Origin of the sequence: Streptomyces sp. NPDC047042, assembly GCF_040644035.1 — a bacterium.
GTDB lineage: Bacteria > Actinomycetota > Actinomycetes > Streptomycetales > Streptomycetaceae > Streptomyces.
This window is the reverse complement of record NZ_JBEYVP010000032.1, coordinates 54,449-75,244: the sequence shown is the minus strand read 5'-3', so window position 1 is coordinate 75,244 and position 20,796 is coordinate 54,449. Positions and strand designations below refer to the sequence as shown.

General features: G+C 69.2%; 16 protein-coding genes. 7 read left to right on the top strand and 9 right to left on the bottom strand.

Translation table 11 applies throughout. The features are described 5' to 3' along the window. Positions 1-9 precede the first annotated feature (9 nt). Both ABZ855_RS33000 and ABZ855_RS32995 read right to left on the bottom strand, forming a co-directional pair. The gene (locus ABZ855_RS33000; RefSeq protein ID WP_360813182.1) at positions 10-1,650 is read right to left on the bottom strand and encodes an amidohydrolase; all 1,641 of its coding nucleotides are present in this window, start codon (positions 1,648-1,650) and stop codon (positions 10-12) included. A 28-nt stretch (positions 1,651-1,678) separates the two neighbouring features. Beyond that, complete coding sequence (locus ABZ855_RS32995) at positions 1,679-3,142, bottom strand: APC family permease (RefSeq protein WP_360813180.1); 1,464 nt, start codon at positions 3,140-3,142, stop codon at positions 1,679-1,681. Between the two features lie 328 nt (positions 3,143-3,470). Here ABZ855_RS32995 and ABZ855_RS32990 point away from each other — a divergent pair, with 328 nt between their 5' ends. Beyond that, positions 3,471-4,139 carry a TetR/AcrR family transcriptional regulator gene (locus tag ABZ855_RS32990; protein ID WP_360813178.1) on the top strand — a complete coding sequence of 223 codons (669 nt, stop codon included), beginning with the start codon at positions 3,471-3,473 and terminating at the stop codon, positions 4,137-4,139. Here ABZ855_RS32990 and ABZ855_RS32985 read toward each other — a convergent pair. From ABZ855_RS32985 to ABZ855_RS32970, 4 genes are all read right to left on the bottom strand, one after another. Then, positions 4,112-5,293, bottom strand: a complete 1,182-nt coding sequence (locus tag ABZ855_RS32985) for an XdhC/CoxI family protein (protein WP_360813176.1) — start codon at positions 5,291-5,293, stop codon at positions 4,112-4,114. The genes ABZ855_RS32990 and ABZ855_RS32985 overlap by 28 nt on opposite strands. Positions 5,294-5,409: 116 nt before the next feature. Further along, entirely contained in the window at positions 5,410-7,605 is a 2,196-nt protein-coding gene (locus ABZ855_RS32980; protein ID WP_360813174.1) for a xanthine dehydrogenase family protein molybdopterin-binding subunit, read from the bottom strand. Further along, on the bottom strand, positions 7,602-8,582 hold the full coding sequence (locus ABZ855_RS32975; protein ID WP_360813172.1) for a xanthine dehydrogenase family protein subunit M: 981 nt from the start codon (positions 8,580-8,582) through the stop codon (positions 7,602-7,604). The genes ABZ855_RS32980 and ABZ855_RS32975 overlap by 4 nt, the downstream gene beginning before the upstream one ends. Positions 8,583-8,595: 13 nt before the next feature. After that, positions 8,596-9,240, bottom strand: coding sequence for a (2Fe-2S)-binding protein (locus tag ABZ855_RS32970; protein ID WP_360813170.1), 645 nt, complete (start codon positions 9,238-9,240; stop codon positions 8,596-8,598). 544 nt (positions 9,241-9,784) lie between these two features. On the opposite strand from ABZ855_RS32970, the gene ABZ855_RS32965 reads away from it, so the two are divergent. Beyond that, entirely contained in the window at positions 9,785-10,738 is a 954-nt protein-coding gene (locus tag ABZ855_RS32965; RefSeq protein ID WP_360813168.1) for an alpha/beta hydrolase, read from the top strand. Between the two features lie 479 nt (positions 10,739-11,217). Then, positions 11,218-12,750 carry a hypothetical protein gene (locus ABZ855_RS32960; protein ID WP_360813166.1) on the top strand — a complete coding sequence of 511 codons (1,533 nt, stop codon included), beginning with the start codon at positions 11,218-11,220 and terminating at the stop codon, positions 12,748-12,750. 284 nt (positions 12,751-13,034) lie between these two features. Here ABZ855_RS32960 and ABZ855_RS32955 read toward each other — a convergent pair whose 3' ends face one another. Next, entirely contained in the window at positions 13,035-13,796 is a 762-nt protein-coding gene (locus ABZ855_RS32955) for a beta-glucanase (RefSeq protein ID WP_360813164.1), read from the bottom strand. 621 nt (positions 13,797-14,417) lie between these two features. Between ABZ855_RS32955 and ABZ855_RS32950 the strand changes: the two genes are divergently transcribed. Both ABZ855_RS32950 and ABZ855_RS32945 read left to right on the top strand, forming a co-directional pair. Further along, positions 14,418-15,593 carry an FAD-dependent oxidoreductase gene (locus tag ABZ855_RS32950; RefSeq protein WP_360813162.1) on the top strand — a complete coding sequence of 392 codons (1,176 nt, stop codon included), beginning with the start codon at positions 14,418-14,420 and terminating at the stop codon, positions 15,591-15,593. A gap of 72 nt (positions 15,594-15,665) precedes the next feature. Further along, positions 15,666-16,574 carry an RNA polymerase sigma-70 factor gene (locus ABZ855_RS32945; protein WP_360813160.1) on the top strand — a complete coding sequence of 303 codons (909 nt, stop codon included), beginning with the start codon at positions 15,666-15,668 and terminating at the stop codon, positions 16,572-16,574. A 246-nt stretch (positions 16,575-16,820) separates the two neighbouring features. On the opposite strand, the gene ABZ855_RS32940 is transcribed toward ABZ855_RS32945, so the two are convergent. Next, on the bottom strand, positions 16,821-17,288 hold the full coding sequence (locus tag ABZ855_RS32940) for a hypothetical protein (protein WP_360813158.1): 468 nt from the start codon (positions 17,286-17,288) through the stop codon (positions 16,821-16,823). Between the two features lie 548 nt (positions 17,289-17,836). On the opposite strand from ABZ855_RS32940, the gene ABZ855_RS32935 reads away from it, so the two are divergent. Continuing rightward, positions 17,837-18,325, top strand: coding sequence for a hypothetical protein (locus tag ABZ855_RS32935; protein ID WP_360813156.1), 489 nt, complete (start codon positions 17,837-17,839; stop codon positions 18,323-18,325). A 5-nt stretch (positions 18,326-18,330) separates the two neighbouring features. After that, positions 18,331-18,717 (top strand): hypothetical protein, encoded by a 387-nt coding sequence (locus ABZ855_RS32930; protein ID WP_360813154.1) that lies wholly within the window; start codon positions 18,331-18,333, stop codon positions 18,715-18,717. Between the two features lie 93 nt (positions 18,718-18,810). Here the strand turns inward: ABZ855_RS32930 and ABZ855_RS32925 are convergent, their stop codons facing one another. Further along, positions 18,811-20,589, bottom strand: a complete 1,779-nt coding sequence (locus ABZ855_RS32925; protein ID WP_360813152.1) for a S8 family serine peptidase — start codon at positions 20,587-20,589, stop codon at positions 18,811-18,813. Between the last annotated feature and the right edge of the window lie 207 nt (positions 20,590-20,796).

Here is a 20,796-nt window from a genome sequence, read left to right as displayed (position 1 = left end):
ATCTGCGGGTCAGTCGACGGCGTGCACGAGGGTGCCCTCGATGTAGGTGCGCAGGACTCGCGTGTGAGCGATGTGCTCGGGTGGTCCGTCGAAGGGGTCGCGGTCGAGGAACACCAGGTCGGCGCGGTTGCCGACGGTGATGGAGCCCGTGTCGTCCAGGTGGTTGGCGTAGGCGCTGCCTGCTGTGTAGGCGCGGATCGCGGCGGCCAGGTCGAGACGCTGCTCGGGGAGGAACACCTCACGCTTGCCGTGTACGTCGGGCAGGACGCGGTTGACCGCGACGTGGATGCCCAGGAGGGGGTCGGCCGAGGTGACACCCCAGTCGCTGCCGGCGGCGAGGGTGACGCCGGCGCGCCGGAGATCCCCGAAGGGGAACTGCCAGGCGGCGCGTTGCTCGCCCAGGACCGGGATGCACAGGTCGTCCATCTGGTCGTCGTGGGCGGCCCAGAGGGGCTGAATGTTGGCGGTGACGTCCAGTGCTCGGAAGCGGGAGACGTCTTCGGGCCGTACGACCTGGAGGTGGGCGATGTGGTGACGCAGCCCGGTGTCGCCGTTGGTCTTCCGGGCGTGTTCCAGGGCGTCGAGGATCTCGGTGAGCGCCCGGTCTCCGATGGCGTGGAAGTGCAGCTGGAATCCGTGGGCGTCGAGTTGCGTGACGGCACGTTTGAGGCGTTCGGGCTCCACCATGGAGTGGCCGCGGTTGTCCGTGGGGCAGCCGCACTTGTCGAGGTAGGGGTCGGTGAGCGCTGCCGTCCCGTTCTCGGGGATGCCGTCCTGGATGATCTTGACGGTGGCCGCCGTGAACCGGCCGGCTCGGCCGCGTTCCCTGCGCTCGAGCAGCGAGCCGATCTGCTCGAGGCCCTGGTCCGGGTCCCACCCGAGGGCGCCGCGTACCCGGGCGGTCAGCAGGCCGGAGCGTGCCCCGTCGAGGTATGTGTCGAGTGGGTCGGGCTGGCCTCCGTACGAACCGACGAGGGCGTCCTGCCAGGCGGTGATGCCCAGGGAATGGAGGTGGCGCTGCGCGGTGGTGAGGGCGGCCCGGAGGTCGTCCATGGTCGGCTCCGGGAGAAACCGTGCCACCAGCTCCATGGCCTGCTCGTGGAGGACTCCGCTGGGGCGGCCGTTCGCGTCGCGTTCGATCCGGCCGCCCGCGGGATCGTCGGTGCGTTCGTCGATGCCGGCCAGTTCCAGGGCACGGCTGTTGACCCAGGCGCTGTGGACGTCCCGTACGGAGAGATAGACCGGCCTGTCGCTGACCACGCTGTCCAGCTGCTCCCTGGTGGGCATGGCCATGCCGAAGGCGGTGAAGGTCCAGCCTCCACCCCTGATCCAGGACCGTTCGGGGTGGCTCGCCGCGTAGTCCGCGACGACCGCGAGGTAGTCGTCGGCGCTTCGCGCGGAGCCCAGGTCGCAGTCGAGGAGTTGGAGGCCGGCGAAGACGGGGTGGACGTGGGCGTCCTGGAAGCCGGGAAGCAGGAGCTTGCCCTGGAGGTCGACGACTTCGGTCCGCGGTCCGATGAAATCCCGTACATCGTGCTCCTGGCCGACGGCGGCGACGCGGCCCTCGACGACCGCCACCGCGGTGCACCAGGGACGGGCGGCGTCCACGGTGTGGACGGGGCCTCCGAGGAAGACGGTTTGCGCGTGCATGCGGTGTTGCTCCCTTCGGTTCTCGGGGTCAGGCGTCGGTGTCGATGGCCGCGACGGCACCGCGCCCGCCTCGAAGGCGGCTGACGACCGCCACGAGGAGCAAGGCGGCGAACGGCAGCGTGACGGCGAAGGTGTTGACGGCTCCCGTGCTGCCGGTCATGAGCGCGACATTGTCGATGAGCAGATACGTCACCGTCCCGAGCAGGAGTGCGGAGACGGTGGACACCGCAATGATCCAGCGGTCGTGCGAGGACTGCTGCCGGCGCCAGAAGAAGGAGACGACGGCCACCGCGGTCAGGGTCATCAGCACGATGATGCCGAGGACACCGGGCGTGCTCATCCAGACCACCATGTTCGAATACGGGTCGAGGCCGGCCACGGTGAACAGGAAGACCGCGCCGACGGTGATGACGGCCTGCAGGTTGCCGTTGTTCGGGGAGCGGTACACGGGATGCACGCGCGACATCCTCTTGGGCAGCATGCCCTCGCCGGCCATGCTGTGCCCGTAGCGGCTGATGGCGTTGAAGTAGGCCAGGCCGGAGGCGATGCTGCTGGTGACCATCAGGATCTGCGTCAGGTCGCCCGCCCAGGTGCCGACGTAGCGTTCGGCGACCAGGTAGACCATGTCCGTCGGGTGGTCACCGGCCGCCGTCGCGATGGCCGAGTCGCCGAAAGCCTGGACGATGGCCCAGCTGACGAAGCAGTAGAAGACGGCCAGAAAGATCAGGGAGACGTATGCGGCGCGGGGAAGGGTGCGCTCGGGGTCTCTGGTCTCCGCCCGGTAGATCGCGGTGTACTCGATACCGAGGAAGGCGCCGAACCAGACGACGGACGACGCCGCCATGCCGGAGGTGAAGACGTTCGACGGGGCGAACGAACCGGCGTGGATGCCCTCGCTGCTGCCTCCCTTGACCAGGACGCACACGGCGATGACGGCGAGGATGCCGATCTCGGCGAACAGCAGGACCCCCAGGACCTTCGTGCCGATGTCGATGCCCCGCCGCCCCAGGTACCAGATGATCGCCTGGAGGACGACAGCGATGATCGCCCAGTGGACGTGGAGGCCGAAGAAGTTGTCGATCAGTGACTGGGAGACCGTGGCCAGAATGCCCATCGCGCCCACCTGGATCGCCAGGTAGGAGATCAGCGCCACCGCGGCGGCCCCGCGGCCCAGGTCCTTGCCCAGTCCGCGCTCGACGTAGGCGTAGAACGTACCCGGGCGGTGCATGTACCGGCTCATCGCCATGAAACCGGCGACGAACGTGGCGAGCACCAGGCCGGCGAGCACGAACCCGACCGGGGCACCGAGCCCGCCGACCATGTAGCCCAGGGGGCCGTAGCCGGCCAGGAGATTCAGCGGTGCGGCGGCCGAGACGACGAGGAAGGCCACCGCGGTCACTCCGAGCACACCCGGCTTGAGGGTGTGGGCGTGGCTGTCCGTGCTTCCTCGCTCGGAGTTCGTTTCGATGGTGCCGTCGGCGGTTGGTGGCATCGGGGGTTCCCTTCGGGCAGGTAGGCGGACAAACCGGAAGGCAGAGCAAGTGACGGGGTGCGGTCCACCCGGTGTCCGGCTGTGCCTGCTGATGACGGCGGGACGGCCGCGCAAGGGCAGTGGGGTGACGGCATGCGGGCTGCGGAGACTACTAGGCGTGACGACGACCCGCGCTTAAAATGACAACGTCATAAAAAACCCGGTGCCGGGTCGGCGTCAAGAGGGTGAATGCAAAAATGGCGACCACCGAACTCCGGCACGGACCTGACCAGCACCGGAGCGGGGAAGTCGCGACAGCCGCCGAGTCAGGCGTAACACGGGAGGAAGCGTGCCCAAGATCGTCGACCACGACGAGCGCAAGAAGGATCTGGCCCGCGCACTGTGGGCGGTGGTGGAACGCGAGGGTGTCGAGGGGGCCACGATCCGTTCCGTGGCCGCGGAGGCAGGGTGGACGCGGGGCGTGATCGCCCACTACTTCCGCGACCGTGACGACTTGCTCCTCTTCGCCTACAGGCTGGCTCTCCAGCGCGAGCAGGAGCTGGGCCCTACGACCGAGACACCCGCGCTGGAACGCCTCATCGGCGTTCTTCTCCGCGCGCTCCCCGTGGATGCCCAGTCCCGGCTGGACTTCAAAATCTGGCTCGGGTTCATGGGACGGGTGGCGGACCATCCGCCGCTCGCCGAGGCGGTACTGGAGGAGCACAAGGACTACCACGGCCGGATACGGCAACTGGTCGAGTCCTGCGTCGAGGAAGGAATCCTTGTCCCGCCCTGGGAGGCGGCCCGCGCGGCCTCGACCCTGGCCACATTCGTCGACGGCCTCGGCGTCATGACCGCCCTGGACCCGGCCACCTACTCCCCCGCCCGACTGGAGCAGGAGGTGCGGGACTTCCTCCAGTGCTGGGCTCCGGACGGCACGGCCGCGCGGGACACGCCCCTGCCCTCGCCGTCCAGTTCAGCTGCGCCGAGTCACGACGCAGACGAGGTCCGCGACTGACCCCTGCCAGTCCGCAGCGGACCGCCGGACCGGCGCCGGACGAACGGTTCGTGGATCGGGCCCGTGCCGTGGGACAGAGGCAGGCCGGTGGTGTCGTTGGCATGGGAGATGATCTCCGCGGTGATGGAGACGGCCGTCTCCTCGGGAGTACGTGCGCCGAGGTCGAGCCCGATCGGTGAGCGCAGTCGGGCCAGTCGGGCCTCGGGCACACCGGCCTCGCGCAGACGGCGCTGCCGTTCGTCGTGGGTGCGCCGGGATCCCATCGCGCCGACGTAGCCGACGGGCAGGCCGAGGGCCAGTCGCAGGAGGGGGATGTCGAACTTGGCGTCGTGGGTGAGGACGCAGATCGCGGTACGGGCGTCGACCTCGGTTCGTTCCAGGTACCGGTGGGGCCAGTCGACCACGACCTCGTCCGCCTCCGGAAAGCGGGCGGCCGTGGCGAAGACGGGGCGTGCGTCGCACACGGTGACCCGGTAGCCCAGGAAGTGTCCGATCCGGCTGAGGGCGGCGGCGAAGTCGACGGCGCCGAAGATCAGCATGCGCGGCCGGGACGCGTGGACATGGACGAGGACCGACAGCTTCTCGGGGCAGGTGTCCGCGTCGCCGCCGATCTCGACGCGGGCGGTGCGTCCGGTCCGTAGGAGGGCATCGGCCTGGGCCGTCACCGCCCGGTCCACCTCGCCGCCGTCGTCCAGGGTTCCGTGGGCCGTCTCGCCGTCACCGAAGACACACCACGTGCGGCCGAGGAGTTCCTCGGGGCCGTCGACGATCTGTGCCACGGCTGCGGACCGGCCCGACGCGACCTCCTCGAAGGCGGCGGCCAGGTGGGGTTGGGCTACGGTGTCGATGCGCTGGACCAGGACGTCGAGCTCGCCGCCGCAGGTCAGGCCCACGGCGAAGGCGTCGTCGTCGGAGTAGCCGAACCAGGCCCGCTGGGGCGCGCCCCCGTCCTCGAGCACCTGTCGGCACAGCTCGTACACGGCGCCCTCGACGCAGCCGCCGGAGATGCTGCCGGCCGCGTTGCCGTCCCTGTCCACCGCGACCGACGTACCGGCCGGCAGGGGTGCGCTGCCGTGGACGTCGACGACGGTGGCCAGGGCGAAGGGACGTGCTTCGCGGCACCAGAGGCGCAGTGTGTCCGCGATGTTCAACATGGGCCTGCCTGTCTGCGTGGGTGTGGGCGAGGGCCGCCGACGAGGGACCGGCTGCCGGACGGGTATGGAGTGCCCTGGGCACCGGGCTCCTCCTCCGTGGCCCGGGGCACCCCGGCTCAGATCAACGCCTCCGCGGTGATGGGCAGTTCGCGGACCCGGCGGCCGGTGGCGTTGTAGACCGCGTTGGCGATGGCCGCCGCCACTCCGACCTGGACGATCTCGCCGATCCCCTTCACGCCGAGCACATTGGCCTGCGGGTCCTCGCCCTCCAGGTAGATGGCCTTCAGCTCGGGGATGTCGGCGTTGACCGGGACAAGGTAGTCGGCGAGGCTCGCGTTGACGATCCGGCCGTCGCGGTGGTCGGTGACCGTGTGTTCCAGCAGCGCTTGGCCGATGCCGCCGACCATGCCGCCGAGCGCCTGGCTGTCCGCCAGCTTGGGACTGACGATGCGGCCCACGTCGTAGACCCCGAGCATCCGCCGTACCCGGACCAGGCCGAGCGTGGCGTCGACGCCCACCTCGGTGAAGACCGCGCCATAGGAGAAGTACGAGTGACGCGCGGGCTCCGGCGCCCCGGCGTACGCGCCGTCGGCTTCGAGGTGGGTGAGCTTGTTGCGGGTCAGCAGCCGCTGGTAGGTCTCGCCGCGGGTGGGGTTGCTCTGTACGTGCAGCCGGCCGCCGCGTACGACGATGTCCTCGGCGTCGACGCCGTACAGCGGCGACTCCTCGTCCTCGACGGCCAGCTTGACGGCCTGGCCGCGGACCTTGTCGCAGGCGTCGAGGACGGCGGAGCCGACGACGGTCATGGTCATCGAGCCGCCGTGCGGCGGGGTCGGCGGGTAGAGGGAGTCGCCGAGGCGGAAGGTGACCGTACGCATGGTGAGTCCGAGCGCGTCGGCGGCGACCTGCGTCTGGGAGGTGTAGGTCCCCGGACCCATGTCGCTGGAGGCCGCCTCGGCGACGGCCGTACCGTCCGCGTCCAGGCGGACCCGGGCCTGCGCGGGGAAACGCCCGGGGTCGTACACGGCGGCTGCCATACCCAGCCCCACCAGCCAGTCGCCGTCCCGTGTCGAGCGGGGCCTCGGGTTGCGCCGGTCCCAGCCGAACTCCCGGGCGCCGACGGTGTAGCACTCGCGCAGCCGACGGGTGGACCAGGGCAGGCCGTTCGACTCGTCCTCGGCCGGCTCGTTGCGCAGGCGCAGTTCGATCGGGTCGATACCGAGCCGGTTCGCGAGTTCGTCCATGGCGGACTCGATGGCGAAGGACGCGTTGGCGAACCCCGGACCGCGCATCCAGATCGGGGTGTTCACGTCCAGGGGCACCTTCCGGTATGCCTGGCGGACGTTGGGCGTGCTGTAGAACATCTGGCCGGCGAGCATGACGGCCTCTTCGAACTTCTCGTACGACGAGGTCTCGGCGTCCATCTCGTGGACCATGGCGGTCAGCCGGCCCCGCCGGTCGCTGCCGAGGCGCAGGCGGTAGTCGTAGGCGGGCCTGAAGCCGGTGCCGAAGTACATCTGACGGCGGCTCAGGACGACCTTGACGGGACGTTTCATCTCACGGGCGGCGAGCGCGGCGACCACGGTGTGCGGCCAGCAGCGAAGCCCGCTGCCGAAGCCGCCCCCGACGAACGGAGAGATGACCCGCACGGACTTCAGGGGCAGGTCGAACACCGTGGAGAGTTCGGTCTGGGTGCCCACAACCCACTGGGTCTTGTCCCAGACGGTCAGCTTGCCGCCGTTCCAGCGGGCGATGGTGGCGTGCGGTTCCATCGGGTTCTGGTGGTTGCGCGCCATGCGGTAGTCCAGGTCCATGCGCACCGGCGCGTCGCGCAGCCCGGCGGCGGCGTCACCGCGCGCGTACGTGGTCGGCTCGTCCGGCTTCGCCTGCGCCATGTCGGTCGAGGGTTTCTTCGCGTCGTAGCCGACCTTCACCAGGCTCGCGCCGTGCTGCGCGGCCTCCAGGGTGGTGGCGACGACGACGGCGACCGGCTGGCCGTGGAAGAGGACCTTGTCGTCCTGGAAGACCCGCAGCCGCCGGCCCTGCGGGTTGTTCGAGCCAGGGTTGTCGAGGTACGGCAGCTTCGGCGCGTTGCGGTGATGGATCACCCGCAGCACGCCCGGGTGCTTTTCGGCGGCGCCGGTGTCGATGGACGTGATGCGGCCGACGCCGATGCTGCTGTCGACGACGACCGCGTGCAGGACACCCTCGATGTCGTGCTCGGCGGCGTACAGGGCCTTGCCGGTGACCTTGAGCCGTCCGTCCACGCGGGACATCGGGGCGCCGACGGCGGCCTGGGGCTGGGGACTCATTTCGTACCTCCCACGACGCGCAGCTGACGCTCGATCGTCCGCTTGAGCAACTCGGGCTTGAACCGGTTGTGCTGGAGGGGCCGTGCCCCGTTGTCCGCCTTCGCCGCGGCGGCTGCCCAGAGGGCTGCGGAGGGGCGTTCGCCGACCAGGTGCCGTTCCACGGCGGGCAGTTTCCAGGGCACGGTGCCCACTCCCCCGGCGGCGACCCGCGCCTCGCGGATCACCCCGCCGCGCACGTGCAGGGCGACGGCCGCCGAGGTCAGGGCGAACTCGTAGGACTGCCGGTCGCGTACCTTCAGGTAGCCCGACTTCAGCGGACGCGGAAGTGCCGGGATATCGACGGCGGTGATCAACTCGCCCTGTCGGATGGCCTGTTCGCGGTTGGGGGTGCTGCCGGGGCGGAGCAGGAAGTCGGCGAAGCGGATACGGCGTTCCCCGTTCGGGCCCAGCAGATGGACGGTCGCCTCCAGGGCGGCGAAGGCCACGGCGACGTCGGAGGGGTGCGTGGCCACGCAGGCGTCCGAGGTGCCGAGGATGGCGTGGGTGCGGTTGTGGCCCTTCAGCGCGGCGCAACCCGATCCCGGTTCGCGCTTGTTGCAGGCGGCGGTCACGTCGCGGAAGTACGTGCAGCGGGTGCGCTGCATGATGTTGCCGCCGATGGTGGCCATGTTGCGCAGCTGGGCGGACGCGCTCATTTCCAGCGCCTGGGAGACGACGGGGTACAGGGCGCGCACCTTGGGGTGTGCGGCAGCCTCGGACATGGTCACCAGCGCGCCGATGCGCAGGCCCCCACGTTCGGTGACGGTGACCTTGTCGAGCGGCAGGCCCCTGATGTCGACCAGGCTCTCGGGGCGTTCCACTGTCTCGCGCATCAGGTCGACGAGGGTGGTGCCCCCGGCGATGTAACGGCCGCCGCGGCGACCGGCGTCGAGGGCTTCGCGCGTGTCGGAGGCGCGGGTGTAGGAGAAGGGGAACATGATCGCCGTACCTCTACTTCCGGCCGGCGGTCTGTTGGACCGCGCGCGCGATTTTCACGTAACAGCCGCAGCGGCAGATGTTGCCGCTCATCCACTCCCGGATCTCCTCCGGGGAGCCGGTGCGGCCCTCCTCGATGCAGCCGACGCCCGACATGATCTGGCCGGGGGTGCAGTAGCCGCACTGGAAGGCGTCCTCGTCGATGAACGCCTGCTGGAGCGGGTGCAGTCGGTCGCCGTCCGCCAGGCCCTCGATCGTGGTGACCTCTGCGCCCTCCAGACGCACCGCGAGCGTCAGGCAGGCGTTGTGCCGCTGCCCGTCGACCAGAACCGTGCACGCCCCGCAAGCCCCTGCGTTGCAGCCCTTCTTGGAGCCGGTGAGGTCCAAGTGCTCGCGCAGCAGGTCCAGCAGCGAGGTGCGGTTGTCCACCGTCACGGTCCGCCGGGTGCCGTTCACCGTCAGGGAGACACGGCTGGCGGGCGCCACGGCGGCCGCCGCTTCCTCCGCACCGACGAGGACGGACCCCCCGATCACGCCACCCGCGACGGCCACACCGCCGACCGCGGTCGTGGTGGCGATGAAGGTCCGCCGGGTGGGCGCCGAGGGGGACTCGTCAGGTTCGGTGGGGGGTGGAACGGGAGACACGGATTCAGTGGACATGGGTACTCCTGGGCTGCCGAAGGCGATCGGGGCTTCCTCGTACTGCCTGCCGACATCCGCGATGCTTCAGGTGGCCGGGTTGCTGACTACGTCCAACTCCACAACGGGTCGGGTTCAGGCGGTCGATCCCACTCAACCGACCTCGCCACGTCCGAGGAAGGTTGTGTCTATGGGGGGCATAACCTCAACCCCCCAGCGGAGACGGCTAGTTGGCCTGACAGGACGTGTTGGATGCCGGTGCGGTGGTGCGCCAGTGGGCCCTGTCACGCACAGTGACTGCTCGACTCCCGGCCAGGGAGGTTGAGGTTATGCCCCCCATAAACGCGACCTTCTCCGCGGCCGAAGAGGGCGGTTACCTGGGTGACGTGGCGCTGCCTCGCCGACCGCGGTCGGCTCTGCGCAAGACGCCGGCCTGGGCGCGAGCCCGGCTCGTGCACGCGGTGATCAGCTGCCTGGTCGCCACCGCGCGCCCGGCACTCGGCCACGTGCAGCCCTGCCTGTGCAGCGCCCGCACCGACACACCCTCAGGAAGAAAGCCGGACTCATGCCTCTCGCGGACAACTACATCTTCGACCTGGACAAGAACGTCATCCGTACGCCGGTGTCGTACAGGACCAGGTTCGGGATCAGCATCGCGGCGGACCTCTACCTGCCCAAGGACTTCGACGCCTCCCGGGAGCACCCGGCGATCATCGTCGGCTCGCCCTACGGCGGCGTGAAGGAGCAGGGCGCCGGCATCTACGCCCAGAACCTCGCCCTGCGCGGCTTCGTCGCCCTCACCTTCGACCCCTCGTACAACGGTTACAGCGGTGGCGAGCCGCGCCACATCTCCTCCCCCGACGTCTTCGTCGAGGACTTCCATGCGGCCGTCGACCATCTCGGCACGCGGGCCTACGTCGACCGGGAGCGCATCGGCGTGATCGGGATGTGCGGCAGTGGCGGGTTCGCACTCAGCGCCGCCCAGGTGGACCGCCGTATCAAGGCGGTCGCCACGATCGTCATGTACGACATCACCCGCGCCCAGTCGAAGGGCTGGAAGGACGCGCAGACCGAGGATGAGCGCAACGCGATCCTGGACGCCCTCGCGGAGCAGCGGTACGCGGAGTTCGAGGGCAAGGAGGCCACGCTGACCTCGCGTGGAGCGCCGATCGGCTTCGACGAGAACACCGACCCGATCGCCCGCGAGTTCGGCGAGTTCTACTCCACCCCTCGGGGTTATCACCCCAACTCCCTCACCCAGTTCACCATGACCAGCAGCATGTCGATGATGAACTTCGAGCTGCTCACCCACATCAAGTCGATCTCGCCGCGGCCCATCCTGTTCGTCACCGGTGAGCACGCCCACTCCCGCTACTTCAGCGAGGACGCCCATGACCTCGCGGCCGAGCCCAAGGAGCTCTTTTCCGTCCCGAACGCCGGCCACGTGGACCTGTACGACAGGACGGACCTGATCCCGTTCGACAAACTGGAGGAGTTCTTCACCAAGAACCTCGCCTGATCATCGGGCAGCGGGCAAGGGCAAGGGCAAGAGCGAGTATGGCGTGATCGGCGGTCCTGAGGTGTACGCATCGAAGAACTCGGCCTCGACGTCGTCCAGCAGGGCCGGCAGGAGTTCGTTGCGGTCACCGAACCTGGCACGGCAGCGTGGCTGACCGCCGCTCACGCTGGTGACCCGGCCGGGCATGGGAACCCGCCCATGGCCCGATCCGGCCTCGGCACATGGACCTTGAAGGCCTGCGAGAACGGGATGGTGGGTGACATCCCGCGCTCAGCACCGACTGCGCCAGTGGTCCGAGGCACCCCGCCAAACTCCACGACGGAGGCGCTCCCCGGCATCCGCACGGTCTTTGCGGTGGCGTGGCTGATTCTTTATCCATGGGCGACTCGACTGTGAACCAAACCGGGCCTGCCGTAAGGAAGTTTGAGGATCGCGGACCCAACACCGGTTCGCCTCATCCACACAGCCTGGGGGGCTTCATGCGGCGAACCGCCGTGGTCGCGGGTGTCGTCACCGTACTCGCGCCGTTTCTCCTGACCGGCGCTTCCACCGCGTCGGCCGCGACCAAGGGGTCGCTCACCGTCAGAACGCTGGACCGCAGCGGCAAGCCGGTCTACGCGCAGGTGGCGGTCTACAACACGACGACGTCCGACTTCCGCTACATCGAGAGCAACAAGGCGGCGTCACTGCCCAACGGCAGCTACGAACTCGCCACGTCCTTCACCGACGCCCAGGGCGACGGAGCCACCGTCGGCGGCCACAGCGTGAAGGTCTCCGGCGCCACGAAGACCACGTTCGACGCCAGGACAGGCCACCAGGTCAATGTCTCGCTCAGCCCGAACCCGGGCAGCGCATACGACCACACGGTCAGCGCGTACGTCTGCACCACCGACAACAGCCCCGCATCCATGGGCTTTTCGACAGAGTCGGGCCATCTGTACGTCATCCCGACGAGCAGCAAGGCGTACGAGCTGTCCTACGCCACCACCTATGAGCCCCGGTCGGCGACCGGCGGCGACTTCTGGCTTGCGTCCGCCGCGCACCGGGGCGGCGTGCCGTCCGGCGTGTCCGCGACGATCAGGAGGACCGGGCTGACCACACTCAAGGTGTCCGCCCGTTCCGGCCCGGACAGCGGACAGGCGCGGTTCTCGTTCGGCAACCAGTCGACGGGCGTCGACGCCTGCCCGATGTTCACCAACTCGCTCCAGTTCCAGCGCGAGCTGCCCAACTCCTTCGCTGTCCACGTCCCACCCGGTCAGTGGAACGTGAGCCAGGACAGCCACGACCTCGTCTACAACTCGTTCCACGCGTACGCGGCCGGGAGGACGACCACGCTGAACATCGGCCACGCGGTCTGGGGACCCAGCGGACAGCTGCCGTACACGTGGTACCACCAGCTGTACTTCGGAAGCGTCGACATGTTCGCCGACCCCACCCTCCCGAACGGCGGAACGCTGGCCGCCGGCAGCGTGAAACTGACCCACGCGGGCAAGACGCTCTACTCGCGCGACTACACGCACGGGGACGACATGGGCTCGCATCTCCGGATCCCCGGCACGGGCTGGTACACGCTTGCCGAGACCGGCCGGCGCGGTCTCCCGGCGGGTTCCCTGTCGACCAGCTCCAGTCTCAGCCTGCGCTTCTACGCGGACACCGGCAAGAACCAGCAGATCCGGGACTACATCACCCGGTTCTGGCCCAACTCGCTCAACAGCAGGAACCAGGCGCCGCCCGGGGCGACCACCACCGTCGTCCTGGGCATGCAGCGCAACGCCACCGGCGACAGCACGGTGGGCCGGCTGTCGGACAGTGTGAAGTCGGTTCACGCCTGGTACACCACGGACAACGGAGCCCACTGGCACGCTTCCGCGACGAAGCTGTCGGGCGGCCGTTGGACCACCAGCGTCCACAACCCGGCGTCCGCCGGCCGAGTCGGCCTGCGCTCAACGGTCACCGACACCCACGGCGACAGCGCGACGACCACGGTGTACAACGCGTACGCGGTGAGCTGACAACGGCCTCACGCCTCGGCGAGAGCACGCTCGGACAGTCCTCCTCCCCCGCCCTCCCCTCTCGTCGGTCGTGGAGAGGAGGGCTGTCAGTGCCGCATGCTTCGCGCCTGCTGTCGACGGCCACCAGCGGGCGAGGAGCACGACGTGGTGGAGGGCGGCGGCATCCTGCTTGCCAGAGGGCGGGCCGACACCGCCCGGACGTCGCAACACCGCCACCTGAAAGTGCGTAACAGCCCCCGCGTCCGCCGCTTCTGGGCTGCGGAGTATCGCCGTCACCCACAGGCTCACGGTCCGTCGCTGTCGGCCAGCGCCTCGGACTCGTCGGACAGTGCCTCCACAAGCGCGGCCGGCCGCCGCACCACGAGGTGCTGGACCTCGTACGACATCTCCTTGACGCCGGGAGCCGGTGGCGGGTGATAACGGCCCGCACACACCGAAAGGTTGACGATGAGATAGGCGTGCCAGGCACGCCCCACGCCTCGGCGGTCGGCGAACACCCGGCTGCCGTTCACCCACCAGACCACGGACCTCGGGCCGAACTCAACACGAAGGTCGACCCACGCGCCCGGGCCGATCGCCGCGTCGCGGTAGTAGAGGTTGCCGCCACGGACGTGGTTGGTCAGTTCCAGGAGGTCGGGGTTGTCGGGGTGGTACTCGAAGACATCGATCTCCTGGCCGCCGTCCCGCCAGGTCCAGATGGCCGGCCAGGCCCCGGTCTCGTACGGCAGTCTGACCCGCGCCTCGAGCACATCCCCCGCCCGGACGGTGAAGGCCTCCTCGCTCCCCTCCGTGGTGAGCAGGCCCGCGTCCCACCGGCCGTCTCTGCGGCGGGTGGCACGGAAAGTACCCGAGCGGCTGTACGCGGGGTCCGCCGTCAGGTAATCCAGTTTATTGTCGCCCGGGTTGACGGGGCCGCCGTTCGGATATGCCCACGAACGCCCTGCCACCCATTGTTTGGTAGACGCGAAGTCCGCCGTGAAGACGATCTCCGGTCCAGACAAAATCCCCTCCGCCGACGGTGTTCCGTCGCATGCAGGATTCTCCATGCACGGATACTGCTCGGCATGTGGCTTCGGCATGCAAATGCCGGTTAAGCGACAGAAGGGACAACTCGGACGAGTGAATCCGCGTCGCCAAACCCCGGCCAGTTTGCGGCTTCCGGCCGGTCCAAGCTTGTGACACCCCAGGAAAGGACACCGCCATGTCGGAGCTTCTCGTCGACTCACCACCTCCCTCGACGGCTACGCACCGGGAGAGGGATGGCCCGGGTTCTGTTCACCGCCGCGAGCCCGGCCCAATTGGCCATCTCTCCCGCGACCGGCGGACCAAGGAATACCTCGACACCGTCACCGCCCCGGTCCGGGATGTACCGGCTGAGCCGCCCGTGCCCTGTAAGGGCTGACGCCGACGACAAAACGCTGCCCGCCGGGCTTCAGCCGTGAAGCGGCCAGCGGCTCTTGCGGCCGCCCGTGCCGACGGAGCGCAGGGGAACCTGCGCATCCCAACCAGCGGGCCCAAGCCACTCCGATACCGACTGGGTCTTGGCCTCAACCAACCGTGCATGCGTGTGACGTGGTTCACATTGGCGGCCTGTCACGTCCGGGGCGGGTTGCTTGTCCCATGGGCGTCACCGGCAAAGAAGTCGGTGCCCGACCTTGGGAGATGCCATGAACAACAGCCACCGCACAGTCGTCATCGGCGCCGGCTACACGGGCTTGTTCACCGCAATCCGGCTGGCCCACCGCACTCGCCGGACCGGCGTGAAGATCACCCTGGTCAACCCCTCCAGCCGGTTCGTCGAGCGGCTGCGGATGCACCAGATCGCCGCCGGGCAGGAGCTGGCCGACCACCGGATCCCCGATCTGCTCGCCGGAACCGGCGTCACGTTCGTCCAGGGCGCCGCCACCGCGATCGACCCCGAGGCCCGGCAGATCACCGTCGACGGCGCCCGGACACTCGGGTACGACACGCTCGTCTACGCGCTGGGCTCCTCGGCCGACACCCGCAAGGTGCCCGGCGCCGACACCCACGCGTTCACCCTCGACAACCCGGAGATCGCCGGCCGGTTCGCCGTGCGACTCACCGAGGTCGCCGCGGCCGGCGGCACGGTCACCGTCTGTGGCGGCGGCTTGACCGGCATCGAGGCAGCCACCGAGATCGCCGAGAGCCACCCCGGCCTGGACGTCACGCTGATCAGCGTGGACGAGCCCGGCGGCATGATGGGCACCAAGGCCCGCGCCTACCTCTTCGGTGCGCTGGACCGCCTCGGTGTCACTCTCGAGACCGGCGCCCGCGTCACGAAGGTGCTGCCCGACGCCGTCGAACTGGCCGACGGCCGGCTCGTCCGCTCCGACGCCTGCCTGTGGACCACCGGCGTCAGGGTGTCGCCGCTCGCCGCCGACGCCGGAATCGCCACCGACGACCGCGGCCTCATCCTGGTCGACGCCACCCTGCGTTCGGTCTCCCACCCGGAGATCCACGCCATCGGCGACGCCGCCGTCCGTCTGGCCTGGGGACAGATCCACGGCACCTGCCAGAGCGGCCTGCCCACCGCCCAGTACACCGCCGACACCATCGCGCGGCTCGTGCGCGGCAAGGCCGTCAAGCCGTTCCGCTTCGGCTACTTCCACCAGCCGGTCAGCCTCGGCCGCCGTGACGCCGTCATCCAGTTCACCAAGGCCGACGAGACCCCCCGCCGCATGCACCTCACCGGCCGGATCGCCGTCGCGTACAAGGAGACGGTCAGTGGCAGCCCGCTCACGACCTACCGGCTCAGCAAGCGTATGAACGTCACCACCATCGTCTCCAAGGGCGGCCACGCCACCCGCAGGCCCGCGGCATGACGCGCGCATCGGCTGTCGGCGCCATGATCCCGGGCCTTGCCGCCCTGGTCACGGTGCTGACAGCATGACCCGATGGTCGACGCCAGGGACGAGCAGGATCCGTACATCGAACACCGCAGGCTGCTGTTCGCCACCGCCTACCGCATGCTGGGCAGCGTCACCGACGCCGAGGACGTCCTTCAGGACACCTGGCTGAGCTGGAGCACCACGGACCGCGACGGCGTTCGCCACCCCAAGGCGTACCTGGTGCGCACGGTCACGAACATCTCCTTGAACCGCCTCACCTCCGCGCGGGCGACCCGCGAAACCTACGTCGGGCCGTGGCTCCCCGAGCCGCTGCTGACCTCGCCCGACATCGCCGCGGATGCCGAGCTGGCCGACAGCGTCTCCACCGCGATGCTGGTCGTCCTGGAAACCCTCAGCCCCGTCGAACGCGCCGTCTTCCTGCTCCGCGAAGTCTTCGGCTACTCGCACTCCGAGATCGCCGAGACCCTCGAGCGACCCGAGCCGACGGTCCGTCAGATCGCCCACCGCGCACGCGAGCACGTCCAGGCCCGCCGCCCCCGCTTCGACACCGACCAGACCCGGCGCCGGCAGGTCACCGCCCAGTTCATGAAGGCCTGCGCAGGTGGCGACCTGAACGCCGTCATGGAACTGCTCGCCCCCGAGGTCACCGCCTGGTCCGACGGCGGCGGCAAGGTCACCGCCGCCCGCCGCCCCCTCCACGGCACCGACCACGTCGCGCGCTGGCTCGTGGGGTTCCTGGCCAAGCCCGAACTGGCAGCCCTGACCATGGAGCCGGCCGTCATCAACGGCGAGCTCGGTGTCCTGGCCACCCTCGGCGGACACACAGTCGGCGCCCTCTCGTTCGACCTCGTCGACGGCCGCATCCAGAACATGCGCTTCCAGGTCAACCCCGAGAAGCTCAGCGGCCTGACCCTCGACAACAGCTTGGAGCTGCCCCGAAGCGGTCAGTTCTGAAGCATTACCGAGGGCACCCTGGGCCGAGACGAGCCGCCGGAAGGGCGCTCCCGTCGCTTTATGACGCCGAAGACGCCCTTGACGGAGCCGAGTTACCCCGAACCCCTTCACCTGCGGGCGAATCGACCCCAGTTGACAGGGCAACGCGGCCTGCTCGGCTTCCGCCTCCCGGTGGAGCGATCCTGCTCCTGATGCTCAACCAGCGCACACCCTCGTGCCCTTCCCCAGCCGACCTCGTCTTGTCGATCAATGAATCTGGATGGCGGCGGCGACCACGAAGGCGTTGAGAGCGTCCTGCAACTCTTGTTCGCGTTCAGCCAGTTCGGTTCTCGTTGATGCCGTACGGATCGGGCCAATGGCCTCGGAGGCCGATGCGGCAAGCCTGACAAGCGAGTCGTCTTCGGCGAGGAGCCGGACTCTGAACTGAGCGTTTTCTGTGGCGGCGCCAAGCCTGTCGCACTCGGTGAAGGCTTGTCGGGTCTCGGGGCTGTCGGGGTCTCTTCGCAGGCTGAACCACAGGGCAACTGTCCCCTGCTTGAGTGCCGTTACCGCTCCTGCGTAGGCACTGTAGGTCGTCAAACGTTCCTGGCGCAGTTGCAGGGAGCGGGCGAAAACCTCCGCTTGCGCACTGGAGCGGCGCTGGAAGGTAAAAGTGATGACGGATCCGAGCAGCGTTCCAGCAACAGCGATCAAGCTCGCCAGCACAGCCTCCATATCCGCATCTCACCACCCAGGCGCACCCGCGTACAGCCATGGTTCCCGCGGCCGCCTCCCCGGCCACCGCGGCAACTTCCTTCCGACAGTGCCTGCTTGCCTCATGAGTCCCTCACGGCACCGGACAGCCGGGGCCCTCCGCTACCTTCGAAGTGGTGTCGGCTCAAGACCGGGGGAACACATGATCGGACCGAAGGTCAATCCACAAAGCCCGTCCCCGAAACCTGATCCGGCCTCCTCCCGGCCTCCCTCTGGGACTCGACGGACGACGGACTCCTCGTCTCCTCGTGCGCAGGCACCAGTGGCACAACCACGCCCGGACATGCCTGCGCGCGGGGCCAGTGCCCCGGCTCGGCCGGTGGCCGCAGAGACCGTCCGCGGCGGAGCCCTGAAACCTCTCAGGCCGCCTGTCGACCTGCGCGGCATGCGCAACGCGGGGTCGGGGCCGGAGGCAGGAACGGAGCCGGGTGCAGCAGGCACGACCAAGGACGGCGGACCCGGAACCCAGCGGACGTGTCGATGCTGCGCCGCCGGCACCGGACGTCCGCATGTACTTTTTCGGCGCGATCTCCCACAGCCAGGTGGTGATCGAGAGCGGTACCGTCACACAGACGCAGGTCAACCAGTTCAAGGAAACCTACATACCGGGCACGGCGCGCACACCCGCTGAACCAGAGTGTGCCTCCCCGACCGGAACGCCCGCCCCACCTCGCCGTTCGGCCGTGCAGCCAGTGGCGGCAACGCTCCCGCAGCAGCCCTGCATCAGCGCCACAGTCTTCTGTCGCCTCTATCTGCCGCTCATGCTTGCCGGTCTCCGGGCGCGCGTGCCGGCGCTGGGTTTGAGTCGCAAGGCCGAAGGCACTCTCCTACAGGACATCGACGATCTGAGCCGCGCAGCGCAGAGCACTCCTATCAACGTGACGGCCATCAACGCAGGGCTGAGTCGCGTGGAGAAGAGCCTGCCGCCGACACCACAGGATGATGTCCCGCCTCCGGGCGCGGGGCAGAGTACGCCGAAGCGGGGTGAGGACTCGTGACGGGTATGAACGGGCCGCAGTTCCACGGCTCAATCCACGGAAGCCAGATCGCCATCGGCAACCACAACGTCTCACAGAGCCAGTACCTGCCCGCGAGCACCGAGGTCGGCGACCTGGCCGAAGCGGTCGGCGCCCTCCTGGACGCACTGGGACTCCTGGGCCTGCGTGCAGATGACGAGAGAGGTGTGCGTCGGGACGCGGAGGCGGCGCTGGACGAAGCGGCTCGGCAGGAGCCGGACGCCGGCCGCCTGCGCGGCCTGCTCGAGCGGATCCGGACAGTCCTGGTGCCCGTCGCGGCGGGCGCTTCGGCGGGTGCCGCCGCCGGAGTGAACAGCGGGACCGCACAGTTGGCTCAGAGCCTCCTCGCCAGTCTCCAACATGCCTTGCCCTGAGTGACGCTGACGGCGACATCCCTTTTCTGGACACCTCCGGCATATGTGCCTCGGCAGCTGTGTACATCGCTGCCGAGGCACATATGGCATGCGCTAGAAGGTCAGGTTCCAGGCGTCGATCTTGCCTGTGTCGGAGGCGGCGTTGTCGTTGACGCGCAGCTTCCAGGTGCCGTTCGCGACCTCCGCGGAGGCGTCCACGGTGTAGGTCTGGGCGATGTTGTCGGCGCTGCCGCCGGTGTGGTTGTGCAGCGTGTAGACGGTGCCGTCCGGTGCCACCAGGTCGACCTTCAGGTCACCGATGTAGGTGTGCTTGATGTCCACGCCCACCTTGAGGGTGGCCGGGGCGTTGCCGGTGACGCCGGTGACGGCGATCGGGCTCTCCACGGTCGCGTTGTCGGCGATGGTGAAGTCCGCGAGGTTCTCGAAGTACTTGCCGGGCGGCGGGGTGGCCCCGACGGCCTTGAGGGCGTCGACCTGTCCCTCGCCGAAGAAGGCGTTGTTGGCCGTCGTACCCGTGCAGCGGCTGTCCGAGGGGCAGGCGATGTCATTGGCCTGCGTGGCCAGCTTGGCGCGGATCTCCGCCGGGGTGATGCCCGGGTTTGCGCTGGCGATGAGCGCCGCCACGCCGACCACGTGCGGGGTGGCCATGGAGGTGCCGCTCTTGCTGCCGTAGCCACCGCCGGGGACGGTGGAGTACACGCTGCTGCCCGGCGCCGCGACGTCGATGACGCCCTGACCGTAGTTGGAGAACGAGGCCTTGGTGACGCCCGTACCGTTGGCCGCGACGGTGACCACGCCCGGCAGCTCGGTCGGGATGTCGAGGCAGGCGTTGGTGATGGTGCGGGTGACCGGCGTCGAGTCGTTCGGGCTCGCGGAGTCGGTCGTCTTGTGGGCGAGGTCGTAGTTCTCGTTGCCCGCGGCGGCGATCTGGAGGGAGCCCTTGCTCTCGGCGTACTCCTGGGCGCGCTTGACGCCCTCGATGATGGCGGCCTGGTCGATGTTGTCCGGGCAGTTGAACTGCCACGGGTCCGTGTAATAGCTGTTGTTGGTGACCTTGAAGCCGTGGTCACCGGCCCAGACGAAGCCGCAGACGGTGTTCTCGGCGAAGAAGAGGGAGGTGCCCGGCTCGGCGACCCGGACCGCGGCGATCGTCACCCCGGGGGCCACGCCGACGACGCCCTTGCCGTTCTTGGCCGCTGCGACGGTGCCCGCCACGTGGGTGCCGTGCGTGTCGACGTCCCGCCAGGCGCCGGCTCGGGTGTCGGGCTTGCCGTAGGCGCAGGAGACCGAGTCGGCCGCGTCGAAGTTGGGCGCCAGGTCCTGGTGCTGGTCGTCCACTCCGGTGTCCAGGATGCCGACCTTGACGGAGGCGGAGCCCGGGTTCACGGCCCAGGCCTGGTCGGCCTTGATCTGGCTCATGTCGGCCCGGACCGGTTCCCCGGCCGGGGTCGTCGCCTGGGCCGGACTGGCCGGGATCGCCGGGTTGTAGGCGGCGGCCGGGACGTCCGAGGTGCGCGTGGCACCGACCTGCTGCACGCCGGCGACGCCGCGCATGGTGGCGGCGAAACCGCTGGTCGCGGAGTGCGCGACGATCACGCCGATGGCGTCGAAGTTCGAGAAGACGGTGCCGCCGTTGGCCTCGATCGCGGAGCGGACCGCCGAACTGTCACCGGGGGCGGTGATCACGAGGTAGGCACGCGTGCCGGCCACCCAGCCGGCACTCTGGGGAGCCGCCACTGCGGCCGGAGCGGGGGCCTTCGCGGCCGGCGCGGGAGCCTTGGTGGCGGGGGCGGAGGGGGCGACGGGGAGCGTGCCCGCGAGGGCGCCCGGGGCGCCCAACGCGAGGGTGGCGCCGAGCGTGGCCGCCAGCACCAGTGTGCGTCTGGATCGGCTGAATGTGAGGGGTATCAATGCGTCCTCCGAAGACGACCCGGCCGTGCTGGTGGCACCGGCCGGACCGTACGTAACGAGTGGTGGATGCAAGATGTCAGGTGCATGCTCCTGTACGGAAGTACCTTTCCGTGCAGGGAAGTCATAGCGGCATGGCTGAAAAGTGACTACACCGGGCGCCGGGGGGCG